General features: G+C 28.5%; 11 protein-coding genes. 8 read left to right on the top strand and 3 right to left on the bottom strand.

Annotated elements, in window-relative coordinates; all coding sequences use genetic code 11:
- Nucleotides 1-45 precede the first annotated feature (45 nt).
- The 3 genes from serB to AMRN_RS12505 all read left to right on the top strand — a co-directional run bounded on the left by serB (nt 46) and on the right by AMRN_RS12505 (nt 3139).
- Nucleotides 46-696 (top strand): phosphoserine phosphatase SerB, encoded by a 651-nt coding sequence (gene serB, locus AMRN_RS12515; RefSeq protein WP_228150808.1) that lies wholly within the window; start codon nt 46-48, stop codon nt 694-696.
- 10 nt (nt 697-706) lie between these two features.
- Nucleotides 707-1699, top strand: coding sequence for a transaldolase (locus AMRN_RS12510; protein ID WP_099310691.1), 993 nt, complete (start codon nt 707-709; stop codon nt 1697-1699).
- Nucleotides 1700-1774: 75 nt separating this feature from the next.
- On the top strand, nt 1775-3139 hold the full coding sequence (locus AMRN_RS12505) for a class II 3-deoxy-7-phosphoheptulonate synthase (protein WP_099310690.1): 1365 nt from the start codon (nt 1775-1777) through the stop codon (nt 3137-3139).
- Between the two features lie 24 nt (nt 3140-3163).
- Here the strand turns inward: AMRN_RS12505 and AMRN_RS12500 are convergent, their stop codons facing one another.
- The 3 genes from AMRN_RS12500 to tgt form a co-directional block, all read right to left on the bottom strand.
- Nucleotides 3164-3505 carry an arsenate reductase family protein gene (locus tag AMRN_RS12500; RefSeq protein WP_099310689.1) on the bottom strand — a complete coding sequence of 114 codons (342 nt, stop codon included), beginning with the start codon at nt 3503-3505 and terminating at the stop codon, nt 3164-3166.
- Nucleotides 3506-3509: 4 nt separating this feature from the next.
- Complete coding sequence (gene gatC / locus AMRN_RS12495) at nt 3510-3800, bottom strand: Asp-tRNA(Asn)/Glu-tRNA(Gln) amidotransferase subunit GatC (RefSeq protein ID WP_099310688.1); 291 nt, start codon at nt 3798-3800, stop codon at nt 3510-3512.
- Between the two features lie 86 nt (nt 3801-3886).
- The gene (gene tgt / locus AMRN_RS12490) at nt 3887-5011 is read right to left on the bottom strand and encodes a tRNA guanosine(34) transglycosylase Tgt (protein ID WP_099310687.1); all 1125 of its coding nucleotides are present in this window, start codon (nt 5009-5011) and stop codon (nt 3887-3889) included.
- Between the two features lie 89 nt (nt 5012-5100).
- Here tgt and AMRN_RS12485 point away from each other — a divergent pair, with 89 nt between their 5' ends.
- The 5 genes from AMRN_RS12485 to phsA all read left to right on the top strand — a co-directional run bounded on the left by AMRN_RS12485 (nt 5101) and on the right by phsA (nt 11963).
- Nucleotides 5101-6525, top strand: a complete 1425-nt coding sequence (locus AMRN_RS12485) for a COG3400 family protein (protein ID WP_099310686.1) — start codon at nt 5101-5103, stop codon at nt 6523-6525.
- Nucleotides 6526-6534: 9 nt separating this feature from the next.
- Nucleotides 6535-7665, top strand: a complete 1131-nt coding sequence (locus AMRN_RS12480) for a succinyldiaminopimelate transaminase (RefSeq protein ID WP_099310685.1) — start codon at nt 6535-6537, stop codon at nt 7663-7665.
- Nucleotides 7658-8236: a hypothetical protein gene (locus AMRN_RS12475; RefSeq protein ID WP_099310684.1), complete on the top strand. Its 579-nt coding sequence runs from the start codon at nt 7658-7660 to the stop codon at nt 8234-8236. Before AMRN_RS12480 ends, AMRN_RS12475 begins: the two co-directional genes overlap by 8 nt.
- Before the next feature lie 3 nt (nt 8237-8239).
- Entirely contained in the window at nt 8240-9538 is a 1299-nt protein-coding gene (murC, locus tag AMRN_RS12470) for a UDP-N-acetylmuramate--L-alanine ligase (RefSeq protein ID WP_099310683.1), read from the top strand.
- A gap of 124 nt (nt 9539-9662) precedes the next feature.
- On the top strand, nt 9663-11963 hold the full coding sequence (gene phsA, locus AMRN_RS12465; protein ID WP_099310682.1) for a thiosulfate reductase PhsA: 2301 nt from the start codon (nt 9663-9665) through the stop codon (nt 11961-11963).
- Nucleotides 11964-11969 lie beyond the last annotated feature (6 nt).

The following is an 11969-nucleotide window of genomic DNA, read 5'->3' as shown; positions in this document are numbered from 1 at the left end:
ACTATCCTTTTAGTATATTTTAGATATTATTATACCCTTTAAAGTATAAAAGTATTAAAGCAATTAGGGAAAAATATGAAATTAGCGGTATTTGATTTTGATTCAACACTTATGGATGGAGAGACTATTGACTTTTTAGCAAAGCCTTTAGGACTTGAAGAAAAAGTAGCAAAAATCACAGAAGAAGCAATGGCTGGAAGACTTGATTTTTTTGAGTCATTAATTCAAAGAGTATCTTTATTAAAAGGGCTTGAATATAATAAAGCAGTTGAAATTTGTAAAGATTTACCTTTAATGCCAGGAGCTTATGAAACAGTAAGTGAATTAAAAAAGATGGGTTATAAAGTAATATGTTTTTCTGGTGGATTTAGAATAGGAACATCTCCTGCAAAGGAAAAACTTGGTCTTAATGCAGATTTTTCAAATATTTTACACGAAAAAGATGGAGTTTTAACAGGACTTGTAGGTGGAGATATGATGTTTGGATTTTCAAAAGGTGATATGATTCAAAGAGTTCAATCAATGCTTGGTGTATCAGTTGAAAATACACTAGTTGTTGGTGATGGAGCAAATGATGTTAGTATGTTTAAATATGCATCAAAAAAAGTAGCTTTTTGTGCAAAAGATGTATTAAAAAAAGAAGCAAATATAATTGTCGATAAAAAAGATTTAACACAAATCTTAAAAAGTATTTAAGGAGAGAGCAATGAGTTTAAAAGAAGATATTAATTTTTCACTTTGGTGTGATTTTATTGAAAGAGAGTTTTTAGAAAATAGATTTCAAGAAATGATTGAAGAAAAGACTATTTATGGTGCAACTTCAAATCCTGCAATATTTGAATCATCAATTACAAGTTCACTTGCTTATAAACAACAACTTGACATGTTAAAAGCAAATGATGCAAAAACTATATATGAAGATTTAGCAGTAAGAGATATAAAAAGAGCAGCTGAACTTTTAAAGCCTTTATATGAAAATAATACAAATGATGGTTTTGTTTCATTAGAAGTTGATCCTACATTATGTGATGATACACAAGGTACAATTGAAGAGGGAATTAGATTAAATTCAATGATAAATTGTGATAATTTAATGATCAAAGTTCCTGCAACAAAAGCTGGATATGTTGCTATGAAAGAGTTAACTAGTCAAGGTATAAATGTAAATGCAACTTTAATATTTTCAGTGGAGCAAGCAATTGAGTGTGCTAAAGCTTTAAATGAAGGTATTAATGAATCAAATATTGATACAAAAGCAGTTATTTCAATTTTTGTTTCTAGATTTGATAGACTTTGTGATGAAGAATTAGTTGCAAAAGGGCTTAAAAAATCAAAACTAGGAATAATGAACGCAACTAAATGTTATCATGAAATCAATAAGTTTGAAAATGAAAATATTAGAACACTTTTTGCAAGTACAGGAGTTAAAGGTGATGAGTTAACAGCAAGTTATTATGTCGATAACTTACTTTATCCAAATTCAGTAAATACTGCTCCTTTGGCAACAATTGAGGATTGGATAGTTGATGGAAGTAAAGAAGCTTCAAAAATTCCAAGTGAAGAAAAATGTGATAAATATTTTGCTGAGCTTGAAAAAGTTGGAATAAACATGGATGATGTTTATTCAAAACTTTTAACTGATGGCTTAGAAGCATTTAAAGTGTCATTTAGCGATTTATTAGCTAAGTTGACAAAATAGCCTATAAAAAGGCTATTTTCTTAAGAAAGTTTTTGCTAAACTTTACTTACACTAGAATAAGATAAAGGGTTTATAATGAATAACTGGAGTTCAAATAGTTGGAGAGATTTTCCTATAAAGCAACAACCAAACTATAATGACTTAGAAAAATTAGCTAAGGTTGAGGCTGAATTATCTTCATATCCTCCACTTATTTTTGCAGGGGAAGCAAGAAGATTAAAAAGTAAATTAGCAGATGTTGTAAATGGTAAGTCATTTTTACTACAAGGTGGAGACTGTGCTGAGTCATTTAATGCCTTTAATGCAAATAATATTAAAGATTTATTTAAAGTAATGATGCAAATGGCAATTGTTTTAACTTTTTCAGGTGGTTGTCCTGTTGTAAAAGTTGGAAGAGTAGCAGGTCAGTTTGCAAAACCAAGAAGTTCTGATTTTGAAGAGATAAATGGTATTTCACTTCCTTCATATAGAGGTGATATTGTAAATGGAATTGACTTTAATGAAGAAGCTAGAAATCCAAGTCCAAAAAAACTTTTAAAAGCGTATAATCAAAGTGCATCAACACTAAATCTTTTAAGAGCATTTGCAAGAGGTGGTATGGCAGATTTAAATAAAGTGCATTCATGGAATTTAGATTTTGTTAAAGGTAATACTTTAGGAGAAAAGTATGAACAATTAGCAGATAAAATTTCTGAAACATTAAATTTTATGAAGTCTTGTGGAATTACATCTGAGAATACACATCAACTAAGTGAAACAACACTATATACTTCACATGAGGCATTATTATTAAATTATGAACAAGCCTTGACAAGAAAAGATTCACTAACAGGTGATTGGTACGATTGTAGTGCTCATATGTTATGGATTGGTGATAGAACAAGAGGACTTGATGATGCACATATTGAGTACTTTAGAGGAATTAAAAATCCAATAGGTTGTAAAGTTGGACCTTCAATGCAAGAAGATGAGTTAATTAAGCTTATTGATAAGTTAAATCCAGAAAATGAAGCTGGTAGATTAAACTTAATCGTTAGAATGGGTGCAGAAAAAATTGCAGATCATTTTCCTAAACTTTTAGCTAAAGTTAAAGCTGAGGGTAAAAATGTTTTATGGTCAAGTGATCCAATGCATGGAAATACTATTAAAGCTGATAATGGATTTAAAACAAGAGATTTTGAATCAATCTTATCAGAAGTAAAACAGTTCTTCCAAATTCATAGGGCTGAGGGAACATATGCAGGTGGTATTCACTTAGAGATGACAGGACAAAATGTAACTGAGTGTACAGGTTCTTGTTCTTCTGCTATTACTCAAGAGGGATTATCTAGTAGATATCATACTCAATGTGATCCAAGATTAAATGCAGACCAAGCATTAGAGTTATCTTTTATGATAGCAGATACATTAAAAGAAGCTAGAAAAGATTTAGTAATATAAAAAAGAGGTTTTCCTCTTTTTTATTTATAAGAAAATATCTTTATACTCTTGCTCATTAAAACCTACAATTACTTTATTGTTATACTCAATTACAGGTCTTTTTAAAAGCATAGATTCTTTTTTTAACCACTTTTTTTTACCCTCATCATCAAGGTTTAAATCTTTTAATTTTAGATTTCTATAAGTAGCACCTCTATTATTAAATAGTTTGTCAATTGATGAGTTTTTAACCCAATAATCAATCATATTTGATGATACTTCTTCTTTTTTAAAGTCAAAAAAATCATAATCTATTAAGTTTTCTTTAAAAAACTTAAGAGCTTTCCTTACTGTATCACAATTTTTTATACCGTGAACTTTTATCATAATATTACTCTATAATCTTTGGTACTATAAAGTATCCATCTTCAGATTTTGGAGCATTTTCAATAATTTGTTTAGCTCTTTGTAAATCTTGTGTTGAGACGTCTTCTCTTAAAGGAGTTCCTCCCTCAACTGTGTTAAATGTAGCATCGATATTGCTTACATCAATTTCATTTAAATTCTCAACAAAATTGATAATATCTCCTAACTCAGATTTTAAACTCTCTTTTTTTTGTTCATCAATTTCTAAGCTAGAAAGCTTTGCTAATTTTTCTATTAGTTTATCATCAACTGTCATTTTATTCCTTTTAAATTTGTAAACTTTATTATTAAATTTAAATATTATAACAAAAAAGAGTTTTTAATGTTATAAAATAATTTAATCTATTTTTTAGCTCTTTTTTCATAAAAATTTTCTCTAAACTCTTCCCATTTATTCTCTAAAATCGCCTCTCTTGCTTTTCTCATAAGAGTTAAATAGTAGTTTATATTGTGTATTGAAGCAAGTCTAAAGTATGTTATTTCACCAGCTCTATATAGATGGCTTAAATATGCTTTTGTGAAGTTTTTACAAGTGTAGCAGTCGCACTCTTCATCAATTGGTAAAGCATCTTCTTTATACATAGCTTTTTTGATATTTACTCTTCCAAAGCTTGTAAATAAAGTTCCATTTCTTGCATTTCTAGTTGGCATTACACAATCGAACATATCTACGCCTCTGTGAATATTTTCTATTAAATCCTCAGGTGTTCCAACTCCCATTAGATATCTTGGTTTATTTTCAGGCATAAATGTTGTAGTCCACTCAACTGTATCATACATATCTTGGTTTGGTTCACCAACACTTAATCCTCCAATTGCATATCCATCAAAATCTTCTAATGCGCAAAGTTGTTGGGCACTCATTTTTCTAAACTCTTTATCTGTTCCACCTTGGATAATCGCAAAAATATTTTGATTAACTCCAATACCTTTTTCTTGTTGTTGCTTGTGATAAGTTATGGCTTCTTTTGCCCACTTTGTAGTTCTTTCAATAGATTTTTTAATTCGCTCTTTTGTATTTGGTAGGGCAACTAAATCATCTAAAATCATCATAATATCACTACCTAAATCATATTGAGTATCTAAAACACTTTGTGGTGTAAAATAGTGTTTACTTCCATCAATGTGAGATCTAAACATAATTCCATTTTCATCAGGTTTTGAATTATCACTAAGTGAAAATGCTTGAAAACCACCAGAGTCAGTTAAAAAAGAGTTTGGAAATTTTGAAAAACCATGAAGTCCACCAAACTTTTTAATTAATTTGCTCCCTGGTCTTAAGTATAAATGATAAGTATTACCAAGTATGATTTTTGCACCCATACTTAAAAGATCATTTGCATCAAGTGCTTTTACAGTTGCTTGAGTTCCAACGGGCATAAATACTGGTGTTTGTATTGTACTGTGAGCTGTTTTTATTGTACAAGCTCTTGCTTTATTTTGTGTTGCATCTATAGTAAATTGCATATAAAAAAAATCCTTATAAAATCTTCTTGTGATTGTATCAAAAAATTGGTAAAGAAAATGATTAGAGATAAAAAGATATAATATCTACTATGAAAAAGATACTTATTATATTAGATGGAATTGTCGCTAAAAACTTAATGCAAAGAATAGTTGAAACTAATACGGGTGAAAACTATTATGATATTGTTTATGTAAATGATGCAATAGTTCCTGATCAAAAATTGTCAAATGTTACATTTTACAAGTTCGATCCAACTTCTAAATCAAAACTTGCAATGGTTTTAGATAAGAATATTCATACAGAAGTACTTGTGGTACTTAATTCAAAAGATGAGATGTTAAGTGTTATTGAAAATATCAAATCACACAAGCATAATCTTCAACTGAATATTTTAGATTATTGGAATTTAGAACTTGATGATCCATATGTAAATGTCTATAAAGGTATTGAAGTTTTAGCAAATGGGATGGTAGAAAGACTACCAAATATTCCTGTAGTTGCTCAAAATATTGGATTGAAACATGGCGAAATAATGGAGATTAGAATTCCTTTTGGTAGTTCATATGCTTATAGATATATAGGTTCAATTGAACAAAAAAATTGGAGAATTTTTGCCTTATATAGAAATGAAAAACTCGAAGATTTAAAACCTTCTTTGATTTTAAAACCAAATGATACTATTTTAGTAATTGGTGAGCCAAAAGTTTTAATGCAAGTTTATAGTGCTATTGGTAAAACAAGAGGACAATTTCCTATGCCATTTGGACATAATTTGTATTTATATTTAGATTTATACTTAATGAAAAAGCATAGAGTTGAAAAAGCTGTTCATGAAGCAAAATATCTACATAAGTATTTAAAAAATAAAAAACTTGTTATTAGAATTACTAGACCAACAACAGTTGGTATAATGAATTTTATAAAAGAGCAATTTAGAGATGATGAATCAGTTATTATAAATATAGATTATCATAATTTAGGCTTTAGAAAAATCAGAAAAATGGATTTTAAAAAGCTTGATATAGGAATGATAATATTATCAAGTGAAATGTTTAAAAATAAAGAAATAGCTATAGAACTAGCAAATACAAAAGTTCCTTTATTTAAACTTGGGAAAGAACCAGTTGGTGCAACTAAAAATACTCTTATTGTTTTAAATGATACAAAATCATATGAACAAATTTCACCAATTGTATTTGACGTATCAAGTCAAATAAAAACAAAAACAAAAATTTTTGATATGGATCCTAATGGATTCGATGATAAATCGAAATTACTTGATCACTTTGAAAATCTTTCAAAAATATTTAGTCAAAAAATAGAGATTATTTCATGTGATAAAAATCCAATTAGACAACTTCGAAAAGAACAAAATATTTTACAAATTTTGCCACTTAAAAAAAGTATGTTTCAAAAAAGATTTTCTTGGAGTTTTATTTATACAAACTCAGATTTGATATCTTTTGATATGGCAAAATATAATCAATTACTTATACCTATTATAGAAGATTAAAGGAAATAAATGAAATTTGAGGCTTATCCCTTTGAAAAATTAAATAAACTATTATGTGATGTTATTCCAACATCAAAATATGAATTGTCATCACTTACAATAGGAGAACCACAGTTTGAAACTCCACAATTTATTCAAGATGAATTGAAAAATAGTTCTGAACTTTTAAAGAAATATCCAGCAAGTGCTGGACTTCCAAAATTAAAAGAGGCAATGATAAATTTTGTATCAAAAAGATTTAATATTTCTTTAGAAAATGAGCAGATTATTCCAACCTTTGGAACAAGAGAAGTTTTGTTTAACTTCCCACAATTTGCATTATTTGATAAACAAAATCCAGTTATGGCATTTACTAATCCCTTTTACCAAATATATGAAGGTGCAGCAGTAGCTAGTAAAGCTGAAGTTATTCATATAGACTTAACAAAACATAATGATTTTAAAGCAAATTTGAGTGATGAAAATTTAAAAAAATGTGATTTAGTAATTTTGAATTATCCAAATAATCCAACCTCTTCTAATATAAGTATTGAGGAACTTGAAACTTGGGTAAAAAAAGCTATAGAGTTTGATTTTATATTAATAAATGATGAATGTTATAGTGAAATATATTTTGATGAAAGTGATAAGCCAGTATCACTTCTAGAAGCTAGTATTAAAGCTGGAAATGAAAATTTTAAAAATGTATTAGTTATGAATTCTATTTCAAAAAGAAGTAGTGCACCAGGACTTAGAAGTGGTTTTATTGCAGGTGATTCAACAATTTTAAAAGAGTATATGAAATATAGAACTTATATAGGTTGTGCTAGTCCTGTTCCTTTACAAAATGCAGCAGCTATTGCATGGAATGATGAAAAACATGTCCAAAATTTTAGAGAAATTTATAAAAAAAATTTCCAACTTGCAAAAGAGATTTTAGATATAAATCCACCTAAAGCTACTTTTTATATTTGGCTAGAAGTTGAAGATGAATTAGAATTTACAAAAAAACTATATGAAAAAAAACATATAAAAGTTCTTCCTGGAAGTTTTTTAGGAAGAGAAGGCATTGGAAAAGGTTATGTAAGAATAGCCTTGGTTGAAAATGTAAATAAAACAAGAGAGGTATTAAATAGATTGAAGGATTTTATTAATGAATAAGCAAGAGTTAAATGAAGCTAGGACAAACCCGGATTTTATAAAGTATTTAGAAGAAACAAGAATTGATGCTTTAAATACTCAAAATATTTCGGCACTTTATGAAGTTCTTGACTCAATGCTTATCTTAGATTTAGATGAAAAAAAGATAAATGAAGTTTATGAAGAGATTTTAAAGATATCTTTTTTTGAAGTTGAAAAAATAGTAAATGATGGTAAAAAGTTAAAACTTAAAGAGAATGAACTTTATTATATAAGATCTTTTTATGAGCATGCTATTGAAAAGTGGAGTTTTCAAAATATCGATGGAGCAAAACAACTGTTTTTTGTACTTTATAATATTATTGATGATGAACTATTAGAAGATGCTTTGAAAATTCATGTAATTGCACTTTCAGAAGCTATGGATTTAGATACATTTTATGAGAAAAAAGTTGATGAAAATAGTGTATTAGAAGATGATTCACATGGATATTTTATAGTTAACTTTAAATTTGATATAAAAAATTTTTTAAAAGAAAATAGTACTGTTTTAGAAAAAGAGTATGAAAACTTAAAATATTTATTGGATTAATATATGAATATACATTTTATTGGAATTGGTGGAATAGGGCTATCAGCCCTTGGTAGGTTTTTAAAACATGATGGTCATTATGTAAGTGGTTCGGATATTAAAAGTTCTCCTATTACAAAACAGCTTGAATGTGAAGGAATTAAAGTAATTACTCCTCATAATGCTTCAATTATAAATAACCAAGATATAGTAATACATTCAGCAGCTGTAAAACCAAACAATGTTGAAATTTTACAAGCAGTTGAAAATGGAATAAAGACTATTCCACGAAAAGAGGCTTTGCCAATAGTTTTAGGTGATAAGAAAAACTATTGTGTTGCAGGAGCTCATGGGAAAAGTACAACAACTGCTATTTTAGCTTCAATATTAAAAAGCTCAACCTTAATTGGCGCAATTTCAAAAGAGTTTGATTCAAACTTTAGATATGTTGATAACTTAGTTGCTTTTGAAGCAGATGAGAGTGATGGGAGTTTTTTACTTTCAAATCCTTATTGTGCAATAGTAACAAATGCAGAACCAGAACATATGGAGTATTATAACTATGATTTAAAAAGGTTTTATCAAGCTTATGAATCATTTTTGAAAATTGCAAAAGTAAGAGTTATAAATGCAGAAGATGAATTCTTAGGAAGTTTAGATATAGAAGCTATAAAACTTCATCCAAGTATTGATATAACAGAAGTTTCATATACACTTAAAAATGGAGAACCCTATACAAAGTTTCACTTAAAAGATTTAGGTGAATTTGAAGTTTGGGGCTTTGGGTATCATATAGCAATTGATGCTTCTTTAGCAATTTTGGCAGCTTTAAATGAAATTCCTTTAGTTGAAATAAAAGATAATATTAAAAATTACAAAGGAATTAAAAAAAGATTTGATATTGTTCAAAAAAGTGAACAATTTGTAGTAATTGATGATTATGCACATCATCCAACAGAAATAGCTGCAACAATGAAATCTGTTAGCTTATATTCAAATTTAAAAAATATGGAAAAGATTGTTGTAGTTTGGCAACCTCATAAATATAGTAGAACAGTTAATAATCTTGAAGAGTTTAAAAAATGCTTCAATGGCTGTGATGCACTTGTAATTTTACCTGTTTATAGTGCTGGTGAAGAGATTGAAGAGATTGACTTTGAAAAAGAATTTTCTTCTTATAATCCAATATTTGCAGATAAAATTAAAACAAGCGATAATAAAATAGAACTTATTAAAGATGATAAAATAGTTTACACATATACAGATGGAATTGTTTTAGGCGTTGGCGCTGGAGACATAACTTACCAATTAAGAGTTAAATAATAATTTTAAACTCCTTCTTTTAAGCCCTTTTTAGGGCTTTTTCTCTTAAAAAATTAAATTTACATAAAATTTATACTTTAATATTACTATTTCAGTATATAAGAAATTATGTAAAGGATAACAAATGAGTAGTAATTATACAAGAAGAGATTTTCTTAAAGTTACTTCATGCTCGACTGCTATTGCTGGGATATCTTGTATGACAGGAACTCTTGGGAGTTTAGGTGCTCAAACTATAAGTGGAAGCACTAAATTTGTCAAAAGTTACTGCGAGATGTGTACTAGTAGATGTCAAATTGAAGGTAAAGTAGTTGATGGTAAAAGTGTATTCATCCAAGGAAACCAATATTCAAAAGGAATGGGTACATCAGTATGTGCAAGGGGTGCAGCAGGACACTCACAACTTTATGATCCACAAAGATTAGTTAAACCACTAATTCGAGTAGGAAAAAGAGGTGAGGGAAAATGGAAAGAAGCAACTTATGAAGAAGCATTAAATTTAATTGCTAAAAAAATGATGAATATCAAAGAAGAGTATGGTCCTCAAGCAGTTTTATTTTCTGCAAAAACAGGTGAACATTTTTCTCATTTGAGTACATTTTCAAAAGCATTTGAAAGTCCAAACTTATTTTCACATCATAGTCACTGTCCAATAGCATATAAAGTTGCTTTTAAACATACATATGGAACAGGTTTAAAAAGAGACTTTTCTAAATCAAAATATATTCTAAATTTTGGGCATAATTTATTTGAGGGTATTAATGTAAGCTCTACAAAAAAATTAGCAAAAGCTGCTGCAAGTGAGAAAACAAAACTTGTAGTTTTAGAACCTAGATTTTCAATAGTTGCAGCAAAAGCAGATGAGTGGCATAGTGTAAAACCTGGAACTGATTTAGCTTTTGTATTATCTTTAATGCATGTTTGGTTAAGAGATGGAAAATATGATAAAGAGTTTGTACAAAGATATACAGTAGGTATTGAACATTTAATTGAAAGTACTAAAACTACAACTCCTCAATGGCAAGAGAAAATTACAGGTATTAAAGCTGATGTTGCAGAAAGAGTTGCAAATGAATTATATAAAGCAGCTCCAAATTGTATTATTGATTGGGGACATAAAACAACAACTGGTCAAAGTGAGTATCAAAGAACAAGAGCTATTTTAATAGCAAATGCATTGATGGGTAATATAGAAAAAGAGGGTGGATTATTTTTTAAGAAAAAAGCAAAAACATGTAATAAACTTGCAGGTATTGATATTGCGCCAACTATAACAAACCCTGATAAACATTTCCAAACTCCTAAAACATTAAGAGTTGATAGAGCTTCACAAAAAGGTAGTGACAATGCTTTTATAGCTCGAAATCAAGGTGTATTAATGGATATACCAAAAGCAATTTTAAATAAAGACCCTTACGAAGTAAAAGGGTGGTTTATGATAAGAACAAATCCATTAATCACAGTTGCTGATCCTAAAACAATGAAAGAAGCTATGAATAAATTGGATTTTATTGTTGTAACTGATATTTATATGTCAGAAACTGCATTAATGGCAGATGTAGTTTTACCAGAAGCAACTTATCTTGAAAGAGATGAAGGAATTATGGATAAAAGTTCATCTAAACCAACATATATGATAAGAAATAAAATTGTTGATCCTATTAACAATACTTTAGCAGGTCATGAGATTTTTAGAACATTAGCTAAAAAAATGGGAATTGATAAAGACTATAAATGGGATAATATTTTACAATATAGAGTACAACAAGCAAAAGGTAATGATAAATTACTAAAAGAGCTTATGTCAAAAGGATATGTATCATACTCTATTCCAACTTTATATTATAGAGAAGAGAAATATATAAAAGATTTTGTAAATAAATATCCAAATGCTAAAAAATATTTAGATGAAGATGGATTAATGGGAAGTATGTTAGATAACTTAAAAACTCCAAGTGGAAAAATTGAGATTTTCTCACAACAAGTAGAAGAAGAGTTTAAAGGTTATGGTGTACCAAGAGATGATAATAATATGGATGTAACTAGAGGTTACCCTTATATTTTAACATCAGGAAAAAGTGCAATTCATACAAATGGTCATACACATAATGTACCTTACTTACATATGTTAATGAGTGATAACCCTGTTTGGATAAATCCTCAAACAGCTAAAAAAGAGAATTTGAAAAATGGAGATAAAATCTATTTAGAAAATGATATAGGAAAAGAGAAAGGTACAGTTTTTATAACTGAAGGAATTAGACCAGATACATTTTTTGTTTATATGGGATTTGGTAGAGAGTCAAGTGATTTAAAAAGAGCTAATGGTGTTGGAACAAATCAATCTAAACTATTACCATTAATTAAAGGTCCTGTTTGTTCAACAATGGTTACAAATGTGGGCGTAAAAATCACTAAAGCTTAAGGGGTA

It is taken from the genome of Malaciobacter marinus (assembly GCF_003544855.1).
GTDB classification, from domain to species: Bacteria; Campylobacterota; Campylobacteria; order Campylobacterales; family Arcobacteraceae; genus Malaciobacter; species Malaciobacter marinus.
This window is presented reverse-complemented; position numbering and strand designations above follow the sequence as displayed.

Excerpts from the sequence above, each read along its gene's own strand:
- AMRN_RS12510 (WP_099310691.1), top strand. The coding sequence starts at position 707 with ATGAGTTTAAAAGAAGATATTAATTTTTCACTTTGGTGTGATTTTATT.
- AMRN_RS12505 (WP_099310690.1), top strand. The coding sequence starts at position 1,775 with ATGAATAACTGGAGTTCAAATAGTTGGAGAGATTTTCCTATAAAGCAA.
- AMRN_RS12500 (WP_099310689.1), bottom strand. The coding sequence starts at position 3,505 with ATGATAAAAGTTCACGGTATAAAAAATTGTGATACAGTAAGGAAAGCT.
- gatC (WP_099310688.1), bottom strand. The coding sequence starts at position 3,800 with ATGACAGTTGATGATAAACTAATAGAAAAATTAGCAAAGCTTTCTAGC.
- tgt (WP_099310687.1), bottom strand. The coding sequence starts at position 5,011 with ATGCAATTTACTATAGATGCAACACAAAATAAAGCAAGAGCTTGTACA.
- AMRN_RS12485 (WP_099310686.1), top strand. The coding sequence starts at position 5,101 with ATGAAAAAGATACTTATTATATTAGATGGAATTGTCGCTAAAAACTTA.
- AMRN_RS12480 (WP_099310685.1), top strand. The coding sequence starts at position 6,535 with ATGAAATTTGAGGCTTATCCCTTTGAAAAATTAAATAAACTATTATGT.
- AMRN_RS12475 (WP_099310684.1), top strand. The coding sequence starts at position 7,658 with ATGAATAAGCAAGAGTTAAATGAAGCTAGGACAAACCCGGATTTTATA.
- murC (WP_099310683.1), top strand. The coding sequence starts at position 8,240 with ATGAATATACATTTTATTGGAATTGGTGGAATAGGGCTATCAGCCCTT.
- phsA (WP_099310682.1), top strand. The coding sequence starts at position 9,663 with ATGAGTAGTAATTATACAAGAAGAGATTTTCTTAAAGTTACTTCATGC.